We start from the raw sequence: 22,692 nt of genomic DNA, 5'->3' as shown, positions 1-22,692 counted from the left end.
GGACGGGGGCCGGGGCGCGGACCGGGGGTGGCACCGCCGGCCGGGCGTGCCGGTGCGGGGCCGGGCTTCGCGGAGGATTTCGCGGAACCGTTGGCTGGTGCGGACTTCGTCGCGAACGACTCCCGCAAACGGCGCGCGACGGGTGCTTCCACCGTCGACGACGCCGACTTCACGAACTCGCCCTGCTCCTTGAGCGTTGCGAGTAGTTCTTTGCTCGTGACACCGAGTTCTTTCGCCAACTCGTGCACGCGGGCCTTGCCTGCCACTGCTCTCCTCACTGAGAGGTCGAGCGTGACGGTCCGGGGACCCCGCTTCAGGGGTCAGGACGCCCGCACGACCTCGGGTTATCTTCGATGGCCGTTCATCGCTGGTACTTCACGGTGTGCTCATGAGTGCTCGTGCCTGTTCTCGACGTAGTGCTCCAGGGCTGAGATATCCAGTTTTCCGGACACTCGTAGCGCTCTGCCGAACGCTCGGCGCCGTTCTGCCACGCTCAGACAAGACGAAACGGGGTGCAACCAAGCACCCCTCCCGGGAAGTCTGCGCCGCGGATCCGGAACGATCACCACACCAGCGTCCCCGAGGGGACGGCTGCCGGGCGACTGCGCCACGACCCGCAACAGATCGGCGGCCAGCTCGCGTTTCCGGCATCCGACACAGGTTCGGACCGGGCCGGAGTCTCGGGTGGGAACCCGATGTCCGACATGGACCGAAGGTGCGGATACCGAAGACTCGCGCTGAGCCTGTGTCCACTGTACCGCTGCCATGTCCCGATCTCCGCATCCAGCCCCTCGTTACCGCCCGAACTCCGTCCGCCGCCGCACCGCGATCTATCCGTGCTGCGCCTGCGGACGCGGTGATCCTGCCACGTCGGGCGCCGCGTCGGAACGGATATCGATGCGCCAACCGGTCAACCGCGCCGCGAGCCGGGCGTTCTGGCCTTCCTTGCCGATCGCCAGCGACAGCTGGAAATCAGGGACCACGACCCGGGCGGCACGCGCCTCCGGATCGACGATCGTCACGGAGACAACCTTCGACGGGCTCAGTGCATTCCCGACGAATGTGGCCGGGTCCTCGGCCCAGTCGATGATGTCGATCTTCTCGCCGGCCAGCTCGCTCATCACATTACGCACCCGCTGCCCCATCGGGCCGATACACGCACCCTTGGCGTTCACGCCCGGAACCGTGGACCGCACGGCGATCTTGGAACGGTGTCCGGCCTCACGCGCCACGGCCACGATCTCCACCGAACCGTCCGCGATCTCGGGCACCTCCAGTGCGAACAGGCGCCGCACCAGATTCGGGTGGGTGCGCGACAGGGTGATCTGCGGGCCGCGCGCACCGCGCGAGACACCGTAGACGTAGCACTTGATGCGGTCACCGTGCTCATAGCTTTCGCCGGGGACCTGTTCGGCGGGCGGAATCAGGCCCTCGGCCCCGTTCGCCTCGCTGCCGATGCGCACCACGATCGTGCCGCGTGCGTTCATCCGGGCATCACGCTGTACGACGCCGCCGACGATGTCACCCTCGTGGGTGGAGAACTCCCCGAAGGACTTCTCGTTCTCGGCGTCGCGCAGGCGCTGCAGCACCACCTGCCGGGCGGTGGTGGCGGCGATGCGGCCGAAGCCCTCCGGAGTGTCGTCCCATTCGGAGACGACATTGCCGTCGGCATCGGTCTCGGTTGCCATCACCCGCACGATGCCGGTCTTGGGATTGATGTCGATGCGTGCGTTGGGCTCGTGGCCCTCGGTGTGCCGATAGGCGGTCAGCAGGGCCGACTCGATCGCGGAGAGCACTGTCTCCATCGAGATGCCCTTATCGGCGACAATCGCGCGCAGGGCTTCGATTTCGATGTTCATTCCACGGTCCCTTCGGTCGGCGCAACTACTGGACGGTGTTTTCCCTGGTTCACATCTGCGGATCCGGCCACGTCCACAGCCTGATCCACCGCCCCCGGCTCCGGGCGGCCGGCGGCCACCCCGCCGGCGAGCTCCAGTTCCGCCGCGCCCGGTGGGGAGAATTCCACCTGGACGACCGCAGAATCGATATCGGCGAGTGGCACGGTGACCCGGTGCGGGGCGCGTTTCCCGCCGAGTACCAATGCCACCTCCGTCTCGGTGACAGCACCGACACGGGCATCAAACGTGGCCTTGCCGTCCGGAGTCGGCGCATCGCGCCGCATCCGGACACGGACCTTGCGGCCGCGGGACCGGCGCCAGTGCCGCAGCTCGGTCAGCGGCCGCTCCACCCCCGGAGTGGTCACCTCGAGCAGATACGGCTTGTCCCCGAAGTCGCCCGCCTCGTCGAGAACCTCCGAGATCCGGGAACTCAATTCCGCGACCGCATCCAGGTCGACGGTTTCCTCACCGTCGACGGTGACCGTCACCTGCGTCTGTGGGCCACCCGTGATACGTACGCCCTCGAGGTCGAGTCCTCGGCGTTCGACGAGCTCAGCAACGAGCTGGCTCACCCTTTCCTCGGTCGGCATCGGCATATGGGGCGGCTCCTGGTTCAGTTGTGACGCGGTATCGGTCCTGGTCCGGTATGGTCGGCGCGCATATCCCACGGATTGTTCCGCCGGATGTCCAGCCTAACGCGCTGCAAGAGTGTAAAGGACCAGCCAACCCGGTCGCGTCGGCCAGGGTGGGTACCGGCTGCGCTCGGGGAAGCCGCGGAGGCCAGTCGATGCCGCCGGCGTCCCGCCCACGCCGCGCCGGGTGTGGGCGCTCGAAAACGCTTCCGCGGCCGCCGAACTGCGCGAATGCGGCCTCCGACGGCACGGCAAACCGCGAGCGCGAGCGTGTCGGCGGGCTCGTGGTCACGCCGCCGGTGCGCACTGGCACGATAGGGGCGTGCCCAGCCGTCGCGATGTGACCTCCGCGCCACCCCAGCGGACCGCTTCCCGTTCCGTCGACCGCCGCTCGGTGCTCCGCTCCGCCGGAGGCGGCGCCGTCGCTCTCCTCGCGCTGAGCGCGGTCGCCGCGTGCTCGGATCCCGCGCCGACGGAACCGGATGTGCTCGTCTCCCAGGAGGAGGCGGCCCGTACCGATGCGGTCTGGGCGCGGGCCGCCATCGCCGTCGCGCCGGAACATACGGCCGCCTTGAACTCGGTCGCCGACCAGCGCACCCAGCACGCCGACGCACTACGAACCGAGATCGACCGGGCCGTCGGCGTCTACGGCGACGGCACCAAGCCGAAGTCCGCGACACCTCCGGTACCCGAACCGGCCGCGCCCGCCCCGCCACCGGCTCTCGCCGCCGTCCGGGAGCGGCTGACCGAGGCCCAGCAGGCGGCAGCCCGGCTCGCCACCACGCAGTCCGACTACCGCGCGGGCCTCCTCGCCTCCATCAGCGCCGCCTGCGCCTCGCATGTGGCCGTCGCGCTGGCGTGAACATCTCCCCCACACGCCGGAAAGGATTCGTGTGAGTACCGATCAGCAGGTCCTGCTCGAGGCGCTGAACGCCGAATACACCGCGGTGTACGCCTACGGTTTGATCGCCGCCTACGCCTCCCCGACCCGCGCGGACATCGTCGCCGAGTACACCGCCGCGCACCGGGCGCGCCGCGATGCCCTCGTCGACATGCTCGAGGCGGCGGGCGCGGACGTCCCGGCTCCCGCCGCGGCCTACACCCCGCCGTTCCCCGTCGACAATCCGATACCCGCGGCGAAGCTCGCGGTGACCGTGGAATCCGATACCGCGATCGTGTGGCGCTCGGTGGTGGAACGGGCCACCACCGCCGAACTACGCGGGAAGGGAATCGAGGCCCTCACCGAATGCGCGGTGCGCACGGCCACCTGGCAGGCCATCCTCGGGGTGAGCCCGGCCACGACCGCATTTCCCGGCCGCCCCTGAGCCGGCGCCGGACGAGCCCGGTGACCCACCGCAGCGGGCCCGCGGCCGACTACCGCACCCGGCGGTCGGCCGCGGGCCCGGTGATCAGCCGCGGAGCTTGGCGACCACGGTCTGCACCGCCGCATCGGCCGCGATGTCCTCGGCCGCGCCGGTCAGGCGATTACGCAGTTCGACCTTGCCCTCGCTCCAGCCGCGGCCGACCACGAGAATCCATGGCATACCGAGCAATTCGGCATCCTTGAACTTCACGCCGGGTGACGCGGTGCGATCGTCGAACAGCACCTCCAGGCCCTGCGCGTGCAGACCGGCGACGACTTCCTCGGCACCCGCACGGGCGGCGGCGTCCTTGTTGGCGATCACCACGTGGATATCGAACGGCGCCGCCTCGGCGGGCCAGCGCAGTCCCTTCTCGTCGTGCATCTGCTCGGCGATCACCGCGACCATGCGGGAGACACCGACACCGTAGGAGCCCTGGATCAGGCGGACCGGCTTTCCGTTCTCGCCGAGCACGTCGACCTCGAACGCATCGGTGTACTTGTAGCCGAGCTGGAAGATGTGGGCGATCTCGATACCGCGTGCCGCATGCAGCGCGCCCCGGCCGTCGGGTGAGGGATCGCCGTCGCGTACCTCGGCGGCCTCGATGGTGCCGTCGGGCGTGAAATCGCGGCCCGCGACCAGTCCGACGACATGTTTACCTGCCGAGTCCGCCCCGGTGATCCACGCGGTGCCGGTCACGACACGCGGGTCGACCAGATAGCGGACACCGTTGTTCAGCAGCGCCTTCGGGCCGATGTAGCCCTTCACCAGGAACGGGTTGGCGGCGAAATCCGCGTCGGTGAGCAGTTCGGCCTCGGCCGGCTCCAGGCTCGCTTCGAGTCGTTTGGCATCGACCTCGCGGTCACCGGGGATGCCGATGCCGACGATCTCGGACTTGCCGTCGGGATGGCGCAGCTTCACCATCACGTTCTTCAGCGTGTCCGCCGCGGTGACCGGCCGCCCGAACTGCTCGGCGATACCGGCCTCGTTGGCCCAGTCGACCAGTGCGGCGATCGTCGGAGTGCCGGGGGTGTCGTGTTCGACCGCCGCCGGCTGCCCGGCCACGGGGATCGGCTCCGGAGCGGGTGTCACGACCGCCTCGACATTCGCGGCATACCCGGATTCACGGCAGGTCACATACGTGTCCTCACCGTTGGGGCTGCTCGCCAGGAACTCTTCGGACGCGCTGCCGCCCATCGCACCCGAGGTGGCGGCGACGATCACGTATTCGACACCCAACCGGGAGAAGATGCGCTGATATGCCTCGCGGTGCGCGGCGTAGCTGGCCTTCAGACCGTCCTCGTCGAGATCGAACGAGTAGGAGTCCTTCATGACGAATTCGCGCCCGCGCAGGATTCCGGCGCGGGGCCGCTCCTCGTCGCGATATTTGGTCTGGATCTGGTACAGCCGGACCGGCAGGTCCTTGTAGGAGTTGTATTCGCCCTTGACCGTCAGCGCGAACAGTTCCTCGTGGGTCGGTCCGAGCAACATGTCCGCACCCTTCCGGTCCTGCACGCGGAACAGGGCGTCACCGTATTCGGTCCAGCGGTTGGTGGTCTCGTAGGGCTCGCGCGGCAGCAGGGCCGGCAGCAGAATCTCCTGGCCGCCGATGGCGTCCATCTCTTCGCGCACCACGTTCTCCACCCGGCGCAACACCTTCAGGCCCAGCGGCAACCACGAGTAGACGCCCGGAGCGATCCGGCGCACATATCCGGCGCGGACCAGAAGTTTGTGGCTCGGTACCTCGGCGTCGGCGGGATCGTCGCGCAGGGTGCGCAGGAACAGATGTGAGAGACGGGTGATCACGGATGCACAGAGTAGCCCCTGCTGCACGGATGCTCACAAGGCATTACCGTATCCGCTCGTGCTGGTGATTCTGCCTCCTTCCGAAACCAAGTCCGACGGCGGAACGCTCGGTCCGCTCGAACTGGATTCGCTGTGGTTACCGCAGCTCACCGCGGTGCGGGACAAACTGATCACCGAACTGATCGAGTTGTCGGGCGACGCGGAGGCAGCACGGGTGGCGTTGGGGCTGGGTAAAGCTCGCGCCGGCAATGCGGAAGGTTTGCAGACCGCGCTCGCGCGCAATACCGCGCTGCGGACGGCCGCGACCACACCGGCACTCGAGCGCTACACCGGCGTGCTCTACGACGCGCTGGACGCCGGGTCGTTGACCAAGGCGCAGCATGCACGCGCGCAGACGCGGCTCGCGATCGGTTCGGCGCTGTTCGGCGTGGTGCGGGCGGGGGACGCAATTCCCGGCTACCGGCTCTCCGGTGGTTCGAAGTTGCCGGGTATGCCCACCCTGGCCGCAATGTGGAAGCCGGTGCTGGCCCCCGCGCTGCGGGAAGCCACGGCGGGAGATCTCGTCGTCGATCTACGCTCGGGCAGCTATCAGCAACTCGGGCGGCTGCCCGGTGCGGTGACCGCGACGGTGCTGACAGAACGGCCGGACGGCAGCCGCACCGTGGTGAGCCATTTCAACAAACATCACAAGGGTCTGCTCGCCCGCGCCCTGGTGTCCACCCGCGCCGAACCCTCCGATATCCGCGCACTGGCCCGCATTGCCGAAAAGGCGGGCCTGCGGGTGGAAATTGCGTCCTCGAGCGAATTGCTGGTACTCACCTGATTAACTCCCGGTGACCGGTGCCGGAATTCGTCCGGAATTCCTGACTCCGCCGAGCATTCACTTTTGTCCGACAATCGGCGAATACCAGCATCTTTCCTGGCATCCGACCACACATCGGGTGGTACGCCAGGTGGTTTCACCTCGCTTATCGTTTGCTCGGCACGGCCGGTCGGCCGCGGCTGCTGGAAACAATGGGCGAGGAGTTCGGCATGGACGAGGCCACCGACCGTGAAGAAAAGGCACTGCGCCAGTTGACAAGTCGTCTCGTCGATCATTACGACGGCAATCATTCCGCCGACCATGTGCACGATGTCGTCGGCCGGGTGCGGCGGCGATTCGACGGCCACACCGTGCGCGATTTCGTGCCGATCCTCGTCGAGCGCATCGCGCACCGGGAACTGCGGGAGCCGCCGCCGAGCCGGCGACAGCCGGAGGCAGAAGTGCCTGCGGCACAGGATGTTCCGCCGGAGGCCGCGGAGGCGAGTGAGACGAAGCAGCACTCCGAAGACTCGGGCGACGCACCATCCGACGTCGCGGAGGAGCCCTCGGCAGCCGTCGCGGTCGGGGCCGGGTCGTCGGTCGAGACCACGCCGGCCACCACAGCGCAAACCGGGAGCATCCCGCCGCGACCCGGCGCAGCAAAGCGCACACTCGTTGCGACGCTGCGGCGTCACCACATCGCTGCGACAGCCGGTGCGGCCGCAATCGTGGTGGTGCTGCTGGTGGCCGTGATTGCCGTCGCCGGTTTCCGCAACAACAACGATGCCGCCCCCTCCCCCGCGGCCGCCGTGGTGACCGCACGTGGCGTGGTGGGGTCGGAGAAGTTGAGCTTCTTCCGGGACCCCGCAGTGGTGGAGGCGCTGGCCCGCAACGGTATTCGGCTCGAGGTCGAGCCCGCCGGGTCGCGGCAGATCGCGACGACGGTGGACCTCTCCGGCGCGGATTTCGCGTTCCCGTCCAGCAGCTTGGCGGCCGAACGGATTCAGCGCGAGCGCGCGATCACCACGAAATACACGCCGTTCTCCTCGCCCATGGTGATCGCGACCTTCCGTCCGATCGCCGAGGCACTGACCCGCGCCGGAATCGTCCGCCCCGGACCGGTGCCGGCGTTCGACATGCGGCGCTATCTCGCACTCGCCCAGCAGGGCGTGCAGTGGGACCGGCTGCCCGGCAACACCGCGTACCCGGTGCGGAAGAACGTCCTGATCTCGACCACCGACCCACGCACCTCCAACTCTGCGGCCATGTACCTGGCGGTGGCCGCCTATGTCGCCAACGACGACGCGATCGTGCGTGGATCGACGGCCGAGCAGTTCGTGTTGTCGAAGGTGTCGCGGCTGTTCACCGGACAGGGTTACACCGACAATTCCAGCGCGGGGCCGTTCGCCGAATATCTCGCCGGCGGAATGGGTCCGACCCCGATGGTGTGGGGTTACGAGTCGCAGTTCGTCGAAGCGGCGATCGCCGGAAAGCTGCCCGCCGACGCGGTCCTGGCCTACCCGTCGCCGACCGTGCTGTCCCGGCACACCCTGATCCCGTTCAGCCCCACCGGAGACCGCATCGGGCGGCTGCTGAGTACCGATCCGGTGTTGCAGCGACTGGCCGCCGAACACGGCTTCCGCACCGCGGACCCCTCGGCCTTCGCCGGCGTGGTTGCCGACCATCGGGTCCCGGTCGCGCGGGATCTGGTCGATGTGGTCGACACGCCCACCTACGACACTCTCGAACACCTTCTCGACGGTGTCGCCCGCGCCTACAACTGAGCAGCCGGCTCCGGCCCCGTGCACTCGCGCCCGGCAGTTGTGTGGGTTCGTGGTAGGAAAGGCGGATGGCAGCCGACGATGTGGATCCGGACGTGGTCGAGCTGGCCACCAGGTTGTTCGACACGGCGCGCAGCGGAGCCGTCGATACCCTCGCCACCTACCTCGACGCCGGGGTCCCGGTGAACCTCTCCAACGATCGCGGTGACACCCTGCTGATGCTCGCCGCGTACCACGGGCACGCTGCCACGGTGGTTGCTCTGCTCGAGCGCGGGGCCGACCCGGACCGGCCCAACGACCGCGGCCAGACCCCGATCGCGGGCGCCGTCTTCAAGGGTGAGGACGAGATCGTGCGGGCGCTACTGGACGCCGGAGCCGACCCCGATGCCGGTACCCCCTCGGCCCGCGACTCCGCGACGATGTTCGGCAAGACCGAACTGCTGGACCTGTTCGGCGACCGCTGACACGCGACCGGCGAACCGTAGCGGTTTCGAGGGATCGGTGACGCCACCGATTCGGGCTGTCGACTCCGCCACCCGTGCCGCCGAGGTCACCGGCGCTGTCAGGCCTGCTGCGCTTCCTCCTGCGCATGCTGAGCCTGGGCCAGCTGTTGCGGGGTGTAGCGCAGGGTCACCGTCACCACCGCGATCGCGACGGCCACCAGTGAGCAGACGAACAGCACCAAGGTGTAACCACTGCTCAATGCGTCGATCTGCACGGTGTCCCCGGGGGCGGGGCGGTCGGAGCCGCCGCCCATCGACAGGGTGCGTGACAGGGCGATAGGGCTCAGCAGGCCGATCGCGACCGGCCCGCCCAGATTGAACGCCATCTGCCCGATCGCGGTCAGCGGACCGATATTGTCCACTTCCACACCGACGAGCAGGCACAGCGGCACCACCACCATGACGATGCCGACGCCGAACCCGATCAGCGGCAACAGAATCACCAACGTCGGAAAATAGTCGACCGTGGAGTCCAGGGTCGAGCTGTAGAACAGGCCCGCAGCGAGGAACAGGGCCGAACCGCTCAACAACCAGCGCGGCTGGATCAGCATGGCGGCCTTGGACGACACCGCACCGCCCAGGCCGACGCCGACGGTGAACGGGATCGCGGCCACACCCGCCATCAACGGGGTGTAGCCGAGCACGTTCTGCAGGAATTGCGCGACGAAATAGGTCATCGCCCCCATGGCGCCACCGGCCAGCACACATGCGATGAACGTCATCACGCGGTCGCGCTTGTCGAACAGTGACCACGGCAGCAGCGGATTGTCGGCGGTGCGCTCGACGACGACGAATACCGCCAGTAGCAGCAACCCGGCGATGGCCGAGCCGATGATGTACGGACTGCCCCATCCCATCTCGGGGCCTTCGGTCGCGGCGAAGACGATCGCGACGCATCCGAGTGTGCCCAGGATGGCGCCCTGAACATCCAGCCTGGCCCGCAGATGTTCGGTGTCGCGCAGCCGGAAGATCGCCCCCAGGATCAACAGCGCGCCGAGCGGGACGTTGATGAGGAAGATCCAGCGCCAGCTCAACTGGGTGAGCATGCCACCGATCACCAGGCCGCCGACCGAACCGATTGCCATCATCGAGCCGAAGATCGCGATCGCCTGGTTACGCGCCGGCCCGGGAGCGAAGGTACTGGCCACCAAAGCCATCGCGGTCGGTGCGGCGATCGCCGCACCGGTGCCCTGCACGGCGCGCGCCGCCAGCAGCATCCAGTCGGTTTGGGCCGAACCGCACAGCGCGGAGGCGACCGTGAACAGCGTGACGCCGAGAATCAGCATTCGCTTGCGGCCGAAGACGTCACCGAGACGGCCGCCCAGCAGCATCAGGCCTGCGAACGGTAGCCCGTAGGCCGTGACCGTCCACGCACTGGCGGCGCTGGACAGGCCCATCTGTTCCTGCAGGCGGGGGATCGCGAAGATGACGACGGTGCCGTCGAGCACGACCATCAGGTTCAGTCCGGACAGCACCAGGATCGGCAGCCCGAAGGCCCGCTTCGTCACCGGATACTGCATCGCCGCGGCGGGGTTGTCGAGCACAGTGAGCCACTGTAACGGATACCGGGACTGTAGATACTCACGCGTAGCGGCCCCCCGCAGGCCGCGCCGAACGCCCGAGTCGACCGAATTCGGCAGCCCGGTTGCGGCCACCGTCCGCGGTCGGACGAACCGCTGCGCGCACGTCCTACTGCGGTCCGCCGGACCGATCGATCTCCGGCGCCCCGGCGGTGAATCCGGCGGTCGGACCGATCACGATGATCGCAGGCGGGCGGATACCTTCGGCTCGCACCCGGGCGGCGACGGTCGACAGGTCCGCCCGCAGCACCCGTTGGGTCCGCAGACTGCCCTCCTGCACCACCGTCACCGGGGTGTCCGCGGCGCGACCACCCGCGCGCAGGGCGTCGGCGAACTTCTCGATCCGTTCCACCCCCATCAGCAGCACCAGCGTGCCACGCAGCCGCGCCAATGCCGGCCAATCCACCAGCGAATCCGGATGATCCGGCGCGATGTGACCGCTGACCACCACGAATTCGTGGGTCACTCCGCGGTGGGTGACCGGAATACCGGCCAGCGCGGGCACCGAGATGGCCGACGTCACGCCCGGCACGACCGTGACCGCCACCCCGGCGGCCACGCAGGCCTCGAGTTCCTCGAAGCCGCGGCCGAAGACGTACGGGTCACCGCCCTTGAGCCGGACCACGAACTTGCCCGACTGGGCACCTTCGATCAAGGCGGTGTTGATCGCCTCCTGTGCCATGGCCCGCCCGTACGGGATCTTCGCCGCGTCGACGACCTCCACGTCCGGTCCGAGTTCGGCGAGCAACTCCGGGGGCGCCAGCCGGTCGGCCACCACGAGATCCGCGCGCGACAACAACCGGCGACCCCGCACGGTGATCAGATCGGGATCACCCGGTCCGCCGCCCACCAGGGCTACGCCCGGCGCCACCGGTTCGGAATCGTCGGTCACCACCCCCGATTGCAATGCCTCGAGCAGGGCCGTGCGCACCGCCGCCGACCGGCGGTGATACCCGCCGGCCAAGACGGCGAGGGTGAGCCCGTCGTAGCGGGCACTGGCGGGGGTGACAGCGGTCCCGAGACGCGCGTTGTCGGCACGTACACAGAAGATGCGCCGGCGAGTGGCCTCCTCGACCACGGCCGCATTGGTGTCGGGTTCGTCGGTGCAGGCGATCGCGTACCAGGCGTCGGCGAGGTCACCGTCGGCGTAGGCACGCTGCGAGACCCGCAGCTGCCCGGAAGTCGCCATCCCTTCGACGGCGGGCGTGACGGTGCGGCTGATCACCTCGATATCGGCACCACTGGCGATGAGAAGTCCGAGCCGCCGCTGAGCTACCGAGCCGCCGCCCACCACGACGACGCGGCGGCCGGCGAGATCGAGTCCGACAACATAGTTCGGGTCACCGGCTTGCTGGTCGTCTGTCGTATTCGGCACAAGTTTTCAGCCTACGGCGTGCCGCGAACCGCGGAGCAATCACCCGCCACCGCGTGCCGATCGATCGGTTCACGGCCTCCAGGTGATCCGGCCGCCCTGGAAATCCTGTGCCTTGCCGCCGTTGTAGTCGTATTCGTCGCTGGTCGGCAGCCCGTAACGGCCGCGGTCGGCATTGTTGGCGTTCCAGATACCCAGAATCGAGCCCCACACCGGATGCGCGCCGGTGTCCTCCGACCAGAACATCACCCCACCGGGGAACTGGTTGAACCGGGCGCTGCCGTCCTTACCGCCCGCCGACTCGTCGGTCAACGGGAATCCGAGTGGGCTGTTCTCCCAGCCCATGGCTCCCCACTTGTCGCGGATGAGCCCGCAGATCGCATGGGCGTCGGTGCCGACGGACCAGTAGATCGAGCAACCACGCTCGAAGACCTGGAACTTACCGCCGTTGGCGTCGGATTCCGGCCCGGTCGGATTACCGAAGGTGGCAGCACCCCCGGCCCGGTCGTACGCCTTCTCGATGGCACCGCCGACCTCGAAGGCACCGATCGGTCGCGCACCGGCGACTCCCATTCCGGTGCCGGTCAGCAACGCCAGTGCCGCGGCACCCGCGGTCACCGTCCGGACCCGTGCCCAGGTTCGGTCTCCGGACCGTCTGCTCTGTCTGCGCTGTGTCGAAGTCAAGAGAACTCCCTCCACCTGCGAATTCGTCACGGCGGAGGCCGCCGTTCACGCCAATCTTTCAGGGAGTACACCGGCGCCGCAACGCTGCGCGTATCACAAACGAGACTCTTCTCACACGGGTCGGCAGGTGTGCCCGGCACCGCCGACGCGCCGCGCCCGAGACTCGTTCCCGGCCGCGGAAGCCCGCAACGGTTCTAAGCTTCGACCATGCGGCGGGCGGTGTTGCAGTTCGTGACGGTGCTGGTGACGGTGGTGATCGCCGCTGCGGTCGCGGCGACGTCCTATGCCGCGGCTCCCTATCATCCGGCCGGTCCGGTGGAGGCGCGCTACTTCGACCCCGGACCGTGGCAGGTGACCGAGAAGTACGGTTTCGGCTGCTGTGATTCCACCGGGGCCGCATATGACCTCTGGTACCCGACCGATCTCGGTCACGGCGATACCCGCTATCCGATCCTCACCTGGGGCAACGGCACCGATGCGAGGCCCCGGCAGTACGCCTATCTGCTCCGGCACCTGGCGTCGTGGGGATTCGTGGTGATCGCGACGGAGAACCGGCGGACCGGAAACGGCACCGACATCCTGCGGGCGGCGCGGTACCTCATCGATCGGGCCGCCGACCCGAAGAGCCCGTTCCACGATCGGCTCGACACCTCCGCGATCGGCGCGATCGGTCACTCCCAGGGGGCGACCGGCGCCCTCAATGCGATGATCGCCTCGTCGGGCTCGATCCGCACCGCGGTGCCGATGCACCTGCCCGCGCAGGCCCTGTGCTCGAAGAGATTGAGCTGTACCGATCCGACGCGACTCACCCGCGGATCGGTGTTCTTCGTCAACGGCTCCGACGACGCGCTGATATCGCCGTCCCGAGCGCAGTGGAAGATTCCCGGGCTGCAGTCGAATTTCGACTACTACAGAGCGACGCCGGCGTCGGTGACGAAGGTGTGGGGCACGCTGGTCGGCCCGAATCACAACGACGTACAGGGACAACCGGGCTGTGCGGAGGCTTCGTCGCCGTGTACCGACGGGGTGTACGGCTACCTCGGTTATCCGACCGCGTGGCTGGTGGCCCGGTTGCAGAACTGCCCCCATGCCGCGGCGGCATTCGCACCCGGCACCGGAGAGTTCTATGCCCCGAACCCGCACTGGGGCAACCAGACCGGCGCGAACGCGCGTTGAGCCGGTCAGTATCCGGGCTCGTCCTGCACCCAGTGGAATCCGGTACTGCGCAGCGGGAACGCGTCGGGGTCCTGACGATGGAACGTGACCGTCACCGGATGCCCGTCCAGTTCACCGGTGAGCGACAGCCGGTCGGGCCCCTGCTGCTCGTAGCCGAAGTCGCCCGTGGTGGCGGCCGCCGCATCGGGAGCGGCCGCGGACAACGCCACTCGGTGCGCCTCCGTGTCGACCTTCACCTGCGCGGCCCCCATCGTCCCGTCCATGCGCTGATAGTGCATGACGCCCGGGAAATCGAACACCACCCGTTGCCACCGCACCGGATCGGTCAGCAACGGCGGTACCCGATCGCCGTCGCGGGCGAACTCTTCGACCTGCCAGATCCCGTACAGGGGCGGTTCCTCCCGCCCCGGCCCCTCTTCCCACATCTGCGCGCTGACGTCCACCAGCGCTGCGCCGACCCAGAGCCCGACCGCGAGCTGCGCTGCCGCCCCGATCATGCGGGAGCGACGGGTCCGAAACGGGTACGGCGCCGTGGAGGGACCGACCGCCCGATCGAGCAGCAGCACGCCCAGTAGCCGCCGGGCCTGCGGGACCAGCAACACCATCGACATCAGCAGCAGGTGCCCGGACAGCAGTTTGACCGGAACGTCGAAGGTCATGTTCAACACGAAAACCTGCGCCATCGCGACCAGGCTCAGCAGTGCGCCCGCAGTCGCGGTGCGCGGGATGAACAGCAGCACACCGGCCAGCAGTTCCGCCGCGCCCAGCAGGATCTCGTAGGTGGGACTGGAGCCGACCTGATTCCACAGCACGGACATCGGCGTCAGCTCACCGTAGGGCTGCAGCAAGGTGACCAGTGTCGGCTCCGGCATCTGAGTGGGGATCACCTTCGCGAACCCGTAGTTCAGCATTTGTGCACCCAGGCACAGCCGGATGAAGATCAGGAACCAGCCGGCCGCCCGCGGATAACCGGGCCGGCGGCGGTCGAGCACCGTCCAGATCAGCGTGCCGACGGCCGCGACGACCAGGATGCAGAACACCAGCACCCACAGGATGGACTGGTCACCGCTCCCCCCGAAGTGCAGCACCGGATGAATGCCGAAGACCGTCGCACCGACCCACTCCAGGATCGGCTGCAACAGCCGGGGCTGCCAGGCCACCGCCTCGACGTCGAGCTGGTTGGCGAACCACCCGGTGAAGGCGAAGATGATCTGGGGATAGATCAGGCAGAACAGGCCGAAATACAGGAAGGCGAAGCGAAACGCCAGGCGGGTGACCGGATTCCATCGTGCAGCGACTGCGGCGCCGTCGTCCGGCAGGCCGTTCGCGCCGGAGCCGGACCGGTCCGTCGGTTCGCCGGTTGCCTGCGGTGCCTCGGTCCGAGTGTCCACCACATCTACTCCTTCTCGACGCCGGTCCCACCTACGGGGTCCACGCTGCGAACCACGCTATGGAATGCCGAGCCGAAAAACCTCCGGTCGAACCCCGATTTCCCTCCGGCCCGACCCTGATGTCGAGGTACCTCTCGAGAGGTACTTCGCCCGGGGTCCGGTAACCGTCGATGCCGCGGCAGCGAACGGCGGGCGGGCGAGCAACTCGGATCCCGGTCAGCGGTACCCGACCGCGTTTCGGGGTCGAGCATCGGCGCGGGGCGTTAGATTGCACTCGCATGCCTCCCGCGCCGGGGTGCACGCCCACCCGGTTTCGCGCAACGACCCGACGCACAGCAGGTAACTGCCTGGCACACAACAGTTTTCCATTTCCCGAGGAGACCGGATATGTCGACCGAATCCGAACCCGAAACCGACCCCGGGCAGCGTCGGCAGCTGACGACCAGTGCGCGTGATCTCGGCGAACTGGCCGAGCGGCTCACCCGATGGCTGACCGGTCGGCTCGACGGCCCCACACCGGTGGTGTCGAACCTGACCCGCCCGCAGGCCGGTGGTATGTCCAGCTCCTCGGTACTGTTCGACGCGAGCTGGGAACGCAACGGCATCACCGAGGGCGGCTCCTTCGTGGCACGTATGGCTCCCGAAGAGGGGTCGTTCCCCGTATTCGAAACCTACGATCTCGAAACCCAATATGCGGTGATGGCGGGAGTCGCCGAGCACACCGATATCCCGGTACCGGGGCTGGCCTGGTACGAAGCCGACGACACGGTACTGGGCACGCCGTTCTTCGTGATGCGCCGGGTGGACGGCAGGATCCCGGAGGACAACCCGCCGTACGTCTTCGTCGGCTGGCTGTTCGACGCCACGGACCAGCAGCGGTTGCACGTCACCCGCGCCACCGTCGATGTGATCGCCCGCGTGCACGCCATCACCGAGCCCCACACCCACTTCCCCGCACTTGCCGCCTCCGACACGTCCGCCTTGCGCCGGCATTTCGACGCCCAGCGCCGGTGGTACCGGTGGGCACTCGCCGACGACGGGTACCGGATCCCGTTGCTGGAACGCACCTTCGACTGGCTCGAGCAGAACTGGCCGACCGACCCCGGACCGGACGTACTGAACTGGGGCGATGCCCGCCCCGGAAATATCATCTTCGACGAGTTCGACCCGGCCGCGGTCCTGGACTGGGAGATGGCCGCCATCGGCCCACGGGAACTCGACGTGGCGTGGCTGATCTTCATCCACCGCTTCTTCCAGGACATGGCCACCCGCTTCGAGCAGCCCGGCCTACCGGACTACCTGCGCCGCGACGATGTGGTCGGGCACTACGAGAAGCTCACGGGGCATACCCTGCGAGATCTGGACTGGTACATCGTCTATGCCGCACTACGCCACGGGATCGTGATGGCGCGCATCAAGCGTCGGATGATCCATTTCGGTGAGGACACCGACTGCACCGATCGCGACGACTACGTGATGCACCGGCCGACCCTGGAAGCACTGCTCGACGGCACCTATCGGTGGGATTGACCGCGCCGCGGCCGATCATCACTCCGGCACCGCCAGTGCCACGGTGACCGGCCCGATCACGGTCTTCGGCACCACTATCGCCACCGCGCCGCCACCACACCGCCGGCACGCCAGCACCGCCGCCGCCTCGGCCACACTCCCCGTGCCGAGGGCCTCGACGGTCCGCGTGGCGGGGTTCGGCACCACGATCCGTCTCAATTCGACCGTCCCGAAGCCCAGCAACGGCACCCCCAGTTCGGCCGCGGCCGCGATCATGCCGGGCTCGCCGGCGCGCCGGTCGACGGTAGCCAAACAGTGACAAACGCGGTCTCCGAGTATTTTTCGCACGGCGGCCACAATGTCGGAGCTGTCGGTGCCCGGCCGGGCACCGACGCCGACCACTGCGCTACTCACCACCACCGCCCGGCCGGGTCCGACAGCAGCGCGAACGCGGTGTATCCACCTCTCACACCTGCGCGGAGGACACGGAGAACTCCCGGCATGCGGTGACGAAACGTGCTATCGCACCGGGGTTTCCGGCCGGATGGGTATGCAGATACGAGGCGTGCACCCGGTCGGCGAGGGCACCTTCGCGCACAGCGCCGTCCGGTGTGCGCCACCCCCAGGCACGGTCACTCGCCCCGGCGTCCACCAAGCGGGTGCGGTGGAATTCGTGTCCTCGAACCCGTTCACCGGTCCGCCACAGCACCGAATCGGCCAGCGCGACCGCGTCCCGGTAGCCGAGGGTCAGGCGGGGGCCGAATTCCGCGGTGGCGTCGAGTACTCCGGCCATCCGGTGGCCGTCGAGCGATCGGGTGAGATAGAGCAGACCGGCGCATTCCGCGTGAATCGGCATTCCCCGGGCGGCGGCCTCGGCGACCGCGCGCAGGAGTTCGCCGTTACCGGCGAGGTCGGCGGCGTGCTCCTCGGGAAAACCCCCGGGAAGTACCAGACCCGCTGTGCCCGTGGGCAGCTGCTCGTGCAGCGGATCGAAGACCACCACCTGCGCCCCGGCGGCGGCGAGCAACTCGCGATGTTCGGCGTAGCCGAAGGTGAACGCCGGGCCACCCGCCATCGCCACCACGGGCTGGTCGTACCTTCCGCCCGCCGCCCGGCCCCCCTCGACCGTGTCGGTTCGACCGACCGAGTCCGCGCCCGCGAATTCGTCCCGCGGATCCCACACCGGCCCCGACACCGTGGTATCGGCCAGCCGGGCCACCGCGGCCAGATCGATATGGGCTCCGACGAGTTCGGTCATCGCCTCGACCGCCGCCCGCGCCGCGGTGCCGTGCTCGACTGCCGGCACCAAACCGAGATGCCGTGCCGGAACAGCGAGTTCGGCCATGCGCGGCAGCGCGCCGAGCACCGGCAGGCCCACCCGCGCACAGGCGGCCCGCAGCACCTGCTCGTGGCGCGGACTGCCGACCCGGTTGAGGATGACACCACCCAGCCGGATGCTACTGTCGAAGGTGGCGAATCCGTGCAGCAGGGCGGCCAGGCTCTGGCTGTGCCCGCGCGCATCGACCACCAGCAGCACCGGCGCACCGAGCAGGGCAGCGACCTGGGCCGTCGATCCTTCGGCGACCGGGGCGGGGTTCTCGGCGTCGATGCGGCCGTCGAACAGCCCCATCACCCCCTCGACCACGGCCAGGTCGCAGCCGGCGCTGCCGTGCCGGTACAGCGGCAGCACCCGCTCGGCGCCGACGAGCACCGGATCCAGATTGCGCCCGGGGCGATCCGCAGCGAGCCCGTGATAGCCCGGGTCGATATAGTCCGGGCCCACCTTGAACGGCGCCACCCGATGTCCGGCGCGGCGCAACGCACCGATCAGGCCGGTCGCGAGGGTGGTCTTACCACTGCCGGAGGCAGGCGCCGCGATGACGACCGCGGGTGCGTTCACCACGGCCGCCCGGCCCGCGCGATCACCATTCGATGCCCCGCTGGCCCTTGCGCCCGGTGTCCATCGGATGTTTGACCTTGCTCATCTCGGTCACCAGGTCGGCGGTGTCGATCAGCGCCTGCGGTGCGTCGCGGCCGGTGATCACCACGTGCTGGTTCCCGGGTCGCGAACCCAAGGTGTCGACCACCTCGTCGATATCGATCCATCCCCATTTCAACGGGTAGGTGAACTCGTCGAGGACGTAGAAGCGGTGTTGCTCGGCCGCGATCCGCCGGGAGATCTCCTGCCAGCCCGCCAGTGCCGCGGCCGCGTGGTCGACTTCGGTTCCCTGTTTCCGGGCCCAGGACCAGCCCTCACCCATCTTGTGCCATTCGACCGAGCCGCCGGTGCCGGTCTCCTCATGCAGCCGCCCCAGCGTGCGGAAGGCGGCTTCCTCGCCGACCTTCCACTTGGCACTCTTCACGAACTGGAACACCGCAACGTCGAAACCCTGATTCCAGGCGCGCAGGGCCATCCCGAACGCGGCGGTGGACTTCCCTTTCCCCGGCCCGGTGTGGACCGCGAGCACGGGCTGATTGCGCCGCTGCCGAGTGGTCAGCCCGTCGTCGGGAATCGTCTCCGGAACGCCCTTCGGCATCGCTGCTCTCCTTTTCAGCCGTTATCGGTACGTCAGGCCGCGAGGCGACCGTGCGGCAGGCTCGACTTCACCGCGGCGGCGACCGAATCCCCGGTCAGCTCCGAGAGCCGCAGGCAGGTTGCGCGCATCTCGCGGGCGAATTCGGCGGCCAATCCCAACCGGACCATGCCGCGTTCACAATCGACCACGACTCCGGTCACACCGTCGCGCGCCAGCATCCGCGCGGCCGCGCGGGCGCGCGGAATCGGGTCGACACCACCGGTGGCACGGCCGTCGGTGAGTGCGACGACCATCGCCCGGCGCCGCGGATCGCGGATCCGTTCCCGGGACACGACCTCGCGAGCCTTCAGCAGTCCCTGGGCGAGAGGTGTTTTCCCGCCGGTGCGCAGATCGGCCAGCCGGCGGACCGCGATATCGACCGAGGAGGTCGGCGGCAGCACCAGCTCGGCATCCGTGCCGCGCACCGTGATCACCGCGACCTTGTCACGCCGCTGATAGGCGTCACGCAGCAGCGCCACCACGGCGCCGGTGACCGCCGAGAGCCGGTCGCGGGCGGCCATCGAACCGGACGCGTCCACCACGAAGACGACCAGATTTCCTTCCCGCCCTTCCCGATAGGCGCCGCGCAGATCGGCCGTCTCCAGGGCCAGCGGGCCGCCGACCCGGCCCCGCGCCACCTGATGTGGCGCGGCGGCGAACAGGGTGCCCAGCAGGTGCAGGCCGGACGAGGTGTCGGTGACCGACCGCACCACCCGGCCGTGCCGGGTCTGCGCTCGGGACCGGCGCCCCGGTGCGCCCTCGCCGACACCCGGGACCTCCCAGTGCGGTGTCCGGGTCACAGAGTTCGCGGGCAGGCCGGCAGGGGTGTCCCGCGATCCACCCGGACCGCCGCCGGGTGTTCCGGGACCGTCGTCGTCGGGACCGTCCCCCGGTCCCCCACCGTCGGGATCGTCGTCGGGGCCGTCGTCGCCCGGACGCTCGCCGTCCTCGGTCGAGGACGACGGGTCCTGGCGATCGGGTTCCGGCCGGTCCGGCCTGTCGCTGGTCTCCGGGCCGGTGCCGCTGCCCTGCTCGGGCTCGCCGTTCTCGTTCTCGGAGCGGGCCCGCTCGGCTTCCTGTTCGGCGTCGCGCATGGCGTCGTCGAGTTGTTCCTCGGTGATTCCGGGCTCGTCGAACGGATCGCGGCGCCGCCGATGCGGCAGCGCCAATTCGGCGGCGACCCGCACGTCTTCGGCTGTCACACGGTCGCTTCCGCGCCACGCCGCATGCGCGGTCGCGGTCCGGGCCACCACCAGATCGGCGCGCATACCGTCGACGTCGAAGGCCGCGCACAGTGCCGCGATCCGGCGTAGCTCGATATCGTCGAGCGCCACCTCCCCCAGCCGTTCCCGCGCGCCGAGGATGCGGGCGGCGACCGCTCGGTCGGCCGCGGAGTACGCGGCGGCGAAGGCGCCGGGGTCCGCCTCGTAGTCCAGGCGGCGGCGGACCACCGCCATCCGTATATCCACGTCACGGGAGGCCGCGACGTCGACGGTGAGGCCGAAACGGTCCAGCAGCTGCGGCCGCAGTTCGCCCTCCTCCGGATTCATGGTGCCGACCAACACGAACCGGGCCGGATGCGAATGTGAGACACCGTCCCGCTCGATGTGCACCCGCCCCATCGCGGCTGCGTCGAGCAGCACGTCGACCAGATGATCGTGCAGCAGATTCACCTCGTCGACGTACAGCACCCCGTGATGGGCGGCCGCCAGCAGTCCGGGCCGGAACGCCTGTTCCCCGTCGCGCAGCACCCGCTCCAGATCCAGCGATCCCACGACTCGATCCTCGGTCGCACCCACCGGCAGCTCCACCAGCCGGGCCGGGCGCTGTCCCCGCTCGTCGCGCACCGGCGGCAGCAACTGCGCCAGTGCCCGCACCACGGTGGATTTCGCGGTCCCCTTCTCCCCGCGCACCAGTACACCGCCGATACCGGGATGCACGGCGCACAGGATCAGCGCCAGCTGCAGCTGCTCCTGCCCCACCACCGCGGAGAACGGAAACCCCGCCTCGAGATCGGCGGACACGGCGGCAGGAGGCGCGGACTCGACCAGGAAATCGGACACAGAGTCACTCTAGGCGCGCACTGTTCGTGCCCCGCACCGGGCCGCCTCGCCGTACGCGCCCAGCCGGACCACCGAGGTAGCCGCACCCGGCGACAGTCCCGCGTCCCGCCGGGCCCGCGGCGAACCGCCTACCCGAATACGCTGTGCCGGTGCGAGACATAGCGCGTGGATTCGGATACCTGGTCCGAGGGCAACGGTGGGCCGGAGTGCATCGGCGCCAGTTCGGGTTCGGACTGGTACCGGGACTGATCGCGCTGGTGTTGTACCTGGCGCTGCTGGTGGCGCTGGTGTGGTTCGCCGGCGACCTGGCCACCTGGGCCACCCCCTTCGCGTCGGACTGGAGCTCACCGTGGCCGGGCCTACTGCGCGGGTGCCTCGCGGTGCTGGGGGTGCTGCTGGGGTTGTTCGTCTCGGTGATCACCTTCACCGCGGTGACGCTGGTGCTCGGGCAACCGTTCTACGAGGCACTGTCCGAACGGGTCGACCGGTCGCTGTCGGCCGACGGCCACGCACCCGAATCCGGATTGTCGACCTGGCGCGAGATCTGGATCGGAAGCCGTGACGGCGTGCGAATCCTGGTACGCGCGGCAGTATGGGGCGTGCTGTTGTTCTGCGCGGGATTCCTGCCGGTCATCGGGCAGACGGTGATTCCGGTGCTGGCGGTGGGCGTCACGGGGTTCTTCCTCGCCCAGGAGCTCACCGCGGTGGCCATGTTGCGCCGGCGGATCGAACTGCGCGAGCAATTGACGATGTTGCGCGCCCGCCGGATGCTGGTGTGGGGGTTCGGGATTCCGCTGGCGGCGGCATTCCTGATTCCGTTCGTCGCGGTGTTCCTGATGCCCGGTGCGGTGGCCGGAGCGACCATGCTGGCACGCGACCTGTGCGGGGGGAACAACACCGACGCCGCCGAACCATCGCCGAACAGTCTGCGGGGCTGAACCTCACGTTCGGCACCACGACCGGAACGCCGGCAGGGGCCGTCCGCGTACCGGACCCACGCCGGTCACGAACCACATGCGGTTCGGCGCCTACAGCACGGTCCCGCAGTCGACGAACGACCGCGGGACCGGAACGACCGGCGGGGCAGCGCGCCCGCACTACCCCCGTCGCATCGGGATGTGCGCGATGCCGTCCTCCTCGTACTCCGCACCGTCGGGTTTGAACCCGTGCTTGGTGTAGAGGTCGACCAGATAGGTCTGTGCATTCAAACGCACTGTGGCCGAACCCGCCTCGGCGATGGCGGCCTGCAGTACCCGGGTGGTGTACCCGTGACCGCGGGCCTCGGGGGTGGTGCACAGCCGCCCGATACGGAACGACTTCACGCCGTCGGCGTGCTCCTCGAGCAACCGCAGAGTGCAGATGATCTCGCCCTCGTCGTCGAGCCAGAAGTGCCGGGTCTCGGGGAGCAGATCGCGGCCGTCCAATTCCGGGTAGGCGCATTTCTGCTCCACGACGAACACTTCGACGCGCAGTTTCAACAGCTTGTACAGCGTCGCGGTGTCGAGATCCGCGGCCCACGAGCGTTTGAGCGCAACTGTTGACATCATCGCGCTTTGTT

Annotated in this window: 22 protein-coding genes; 8 read left to right on the top strand and 14 right to left on the bottom strand. The window is 68.8% G+C overall.

The window, feature by feature from the left end:
* The 4 genes from NV2_RS20305 to rimP form a co-directional block, all read right to left on the bottom strand.
* Nucleotides 1-266: translation initiation factor IF-2 N-terminal domain-containing protein (locus NV2_RS20305; protein WP_245662696.1), on the bottom strand; the 266-nt coding region annotated here is incomplete at its 3' end.
* Between the two features lie 120 nt (nucleotides 267-386).
* Nucleotides 387-767, bottom strand: coding sequence for a YlxR family protein (locus NV2_RS30955; protein ID WP_084475142.1), 381 nt, complete (start codon nucleotides 765-767; stop codon nucleotides 387-389).
* A 63-nt stretch (nucleotides 768-830) separates the two neighbouring features.
* The gene (gene nusA / locus NV2_RS20300; RefSeq protein WP_067876633.1) at nucleotides 831-1,859 is read right to left on the bottom strand and encodes a transcription termination factor NusA; all 1,029 of its coding nucleotides are present in this window, start codon (nucleotides 1,857-1,859) and stop codon (nucleotides 831-833) included.
* Entirely contained in the window at nucleotides 1,856-2,494 is a 639-nt protein-coding gene (gene rimP, locus NV2_RS20295) for a ribosome maturation factor RimP (RefSeq protein WP_067876631.1), read from the bottom strand. Before rimP ends, nusA begins: the two co-directional genes overlap by 4 nt.
* A 358-nt stretch (nucleotides 2,495-2,852) precedes the next feature.
* Here rimP and NV2_RS20290 point away from each other — a divergent pair, with 358 nt between their 5' ends.
* A complete protein-coding gene (locus NV2_RS20290; RefSeq protein WP_245662695.1) occupies nucleotides 2,853-3,392 on the top strand; it encodes a hypothetical protein in 540 nt (179 codons plus the stop codon).
* Nucleotides 3,393-3,423: 31 nt separating this feature from the next.
* Complete coding sequence (locus NV2_RS20285) at nucleotides 3,424-3,855, top strand: ferritin-like domain-containing protein (protein ID WP_245662694.1); 432 nt, start codon at nucleotides 3,424-3,426, stop codon at nucleotides 3,853-3,855.
* 84 nt (nucleotides 3,856-3,939) lie between these two features.
* On the opposite strand, the gene NV2_RS20280 is transcribed toward NV2_RS20285, so the two are convergent.
* The gene (locus NV2_RS20280; RefSeq protein ID WP_067876737.1) at nucleotides 3,940-5,697 is read right to left on the bottom strand and encodes a proline--tRNA ligase; all 1,758 of its coding nucleotides are present in this window, start codon (nucleotides 5,695-5,697) and stop codon (nucleotides 3,940-3,942) included.
* A 58-nt stretch (nucleotides 5,698-5,755) separates the two neighbouring features.
* On the opposite strand from NV2_RS20280, the gene yaaA reads away from it, so the two are divergent.
* From yaaA to NV2_RS20265, 3 genes are all read left to right on the top strand, one after another.
* A complete protein-coding gene (yaaA, locus tag NV2_RS20275; RefSeq protein ID WP_067876625.1) occupies nucleotides 5,756-6,520 on the top strand; it encodes a peroxide stress protein YaaA in 765 nt (254 codons plus the stop codon).
* Between the two features lie 209 nt (nucleotides 6,521-6,729).
* On the top strand, nucleotides 6,730-8,283 hold the full coding sequence (locus tag NV2_RS20270) for a three-helix bundle dimerization domain-containing protein (RefSeq protein WP_210749682.1): 1,554 nt from the start codon (nucleotides 6,730-6,732) through the stop codon (nucleotides 8,281-8,283).
* A gap of 65 nt (nucleotides 8,284-8,348) precedes the next feature.
* A complete protein-coding gene (locus NV2_RS20265; protein WP_067876623.1) occupies nucleotides 8,349-8,744 on the top strand; it encodes an ankyrin repeat domain-containing protein in 396 nt (131 codons plus the stop codon).
* Between the two features lie 98 nt (nucleotides 8,745-8,842).
* Here the strand turns inward: NV2_RS20265 and NV2_RS20260 are convergent, their stop codons facing one another.
* From NV2_RS20260 to NV2_RS20250, 3 genes are all read right to left on the bottom strand, one after another.
* Entirely contained in the window at nucleotides 8,843-10,327 is a 1,485-nt protein-coding gene (locus NV2_RS20260; protein WP_373863593.1) for an MFS transporter, read from the bottom strand.
* 145 nt (nucleotides 10,328-10,472) lie between these two features.
* Complete coding sequence (gene cobA / locus NV2_RS20255) at nucleotides 10,473-11,738, bottom strand: uroporphyrinogen-III C-methyltransferase (protein ID WP_067876620.1); 1,266 nt, start codon at nucleotides 11,736-11,738, stop codon at nucleotides 10,473-10,475.
* Nucleotides 11,739-11,807: 69 nt separating this feature from the next.
* On the bottom strand, nucleotides 11,808-12,353 hold the full coding sequence (locus NV2_RS20250; protein WP_067876617.1) for an LGFP repeat-containing protein: 546 nt from the start codon (nucleotides 12,351-12,353) through the stop codon (nucleotides 11,808-11,810).
* Between the two features lie 273 nt (nucleotides 12,354-12,626).
* On the opposite strand from NV2_RS20250, the gene NV2_RS20245 reads away from it, so the two are divergent.
* Entirely contained in the window at nucleotides 12,627-13,595 is a 969-nt protein-coding gene (locus NV2_RS20245) for a poly(ethylene terephthalate) hydrolase family protein (protein WP_067876614.1), read from the top strand.
* 5 nt (nucleotides 13,596-13,600) lie between these two features.
* Here NV2_RS20245 and NV2_RS20240 read toward each other — a convergent pair whose 3' ends face one another.
* Nucleotides 13,601-14,989 (bottom strand): DoxX family protein, encoded by a 1,389-nt coding sequence (locus tag NV2_RS20240; protein WP_245662693.1) that lies wholly within the window; start codon nucleotides 14,987-14,989, stop codon nucleotides 13,601-13,603.
* Nucleotides 14,990-15,373: 384 nt separating this feature from the next.
* Between NV2_RS20240 and NV2_RS20235 the strand changes: the two genes are divergently transcribed.
* A complete protein-coding gene (locus NV2_RS20235) occupies nucleotides 15,374-16,516 on the top strand; it encodes a phosphotransferase family protein (RefSeq protein ID WP_067876611.1) in 1,143 nt (380 codons plus the stop codon).
* 18 nt (nucleotides 16,517-16,534) lie between these two features.
* Here the strand turns inward: NV2_RS20235 and NV2_RS20230 are convergent, their stop codons facing one another.
* The 4 genes from NV2_RS20230 to NV2_RS20215 form a co-directional block, all read right to left on the bottom strand.
* The gene (locus NV2_RS20230) at nucleotides 16,535-16,897 is read right to left on the bottom strand and encodes a cobalamin biosynthesis protein (protein WP_084475138.1); all 363 of its coding nucleotides are present in this window, start codon (nucleotides 16,895-16,897) and stop codon (nucleotides 16,535-16,537) included.
* 64 nt (nucleotides 16,898-16,961) lie between these two features.
* Complete coding sequence (locus NV2_RS20225) at nucleotides 16,962-18,395, bottom strand: cobyrinic acid a,c-diamide synthase CobB (RefSeq protein WP_067876720.1); 1,434 nt, start codon at nucleotides 18,393-18,395, stop codon at nucleotides 16,962-16,964.
* A 22-nt stretch (nucleotides 18,396-18,417) separates the two neighbouring features.
* A complete protein-coding gene (cobO, locus tag NV2_RS20220; RefSeq protein WP_067876607.1) occupies nucleotides 18,418-19,032 on the bottom strand; it encodes a cob(I)yrinic acid a,c-diamide adenosyltransferase in 615 nt (204 codons plus the stop codon).
* A gap of 32 nt (nucleotides 19,033-19,064) precedes the next feature.
* Complete coding sequence (locus NV2_RS20215) at nucleotides 19,065-21,134, bottom strand: VWA domain-containing protein (RefSeq protein ID WP_067876604.1); 2,070 nt, start codon at nucleotides 21,132-21,134, stop codon at nucleotides 19,065-19,067.
* Between the two features lie 149 nt (nucleotides 21,135-21,283).
* Here NV2_RS20215 and NV2_RS20210 point away from each other — a divergent pair, with 149 nt between their 5' ends.
* Entirely contained in the window at nucleotides 21,284-22,072 is a 789-nt protein-coding gene (locus tag NV2_RS20210; RefSeq protein WP_067876716.1) for an EI24 domain-containing protein, read from the top strand.
* A 159-nt stretch (nucleotides 22,073-22,231) separates the two neighbouring features.
* Here NV2_RS20210 and NV2_RS20205 read toward each other — a convergent pair whose 3' ends face one another.
* Nucleotides 22,232-22,681 carry a GNAT family N-acetyltransferase gene (locus NV2_RS20205; RefSeq protein WP_067876602.1) on the bottom strand — a complete coding sequence of 150 codons (450 nt, stop codon included), beginning with the start codon at nucleotides 22,679-22,681 and terminating at the stop codon, nucleotides 22,232-22,234.
* Nucleotides 22,682-22,692: the final 11 nt, after the last annotated feature.

Origin of the sequence: Nocardia vermiculata NBRC 100427 (assembly GCF_001613265.1) — a bacterium.
GTDB lineage: Bacteria > Actinomycetota > Actinomycetes > Mycobacteriales > Mycobacteriaceae > Nocardia > Nocardia vermiculata.
This window is presented reverse-complemented; position numbering and strand designations above follow the sequence as displayed.

Bases quoted from the DNA above. Each gene is read 5' to 3' on its own strand.
- NV2_RS30955 (WP_084475142.1), bottom strand. From the start codon at position 767: ATGGCAGCGGTACAGTGGACACAGGCTCAGCGCGAGTCTTCGGTATCC.
- nusA (WP_067876633.1), bottom strand. From the start codon at position 1,859: ATGAACATCGAAATCGAAGCCCTGCGCGCGATTGTCGCCGATAAGGGC.
- rimP (WP_067876631.1), bottom strand. From the start codon at position 2,494: ATGCCGATGCCGACCGAGGAAAGGGTGAGCCAGCTCGTTGCTGAGCTC.
- NV2_RS20270 (WP_210749682.1), top strand. From the start codon at position 6,730: ATGGACGAGGCCACCGACCGTGAAGAAAAGGCACTGCGCCAGTTGACA.
- NV2_RS20265 (WP_067876623.1), top strand. From the start codon at position 8,349: ATGGCAGCCGACGATGTGGATCCGGACGTGGTCGAGCTGGCCACCAGG.
- NV2_RS20245 (WP_067876614.1), top strand. From the start codon at position 12,627: ATGCGGCGGGCGGTGTTGCAGTTCGTGACGGTGCTGGTGACGGTGGTG.
- NV2_RS20235 (WP_067876611.1), top strand. From the start codon at position 15,374: ATGTCGACCGAATCCGAACCCGAAACCGACCCCGGGCAGCGTCGGCAG.
- cobO (WP_067876607.1), bottom strand. From the start codon at position 19,032: ATGCCGAAGGGCGTTCCGGAGACGATTCCCGACGACGGGCTGACCACT.
- NV2_RS20205 (WP_067876602.1), bottom strand. From the start codon at position 22,681: ATGATGTCAACAGTTGCGCTCAAACGCTCGTGGGCCGCGGATCTCGAC.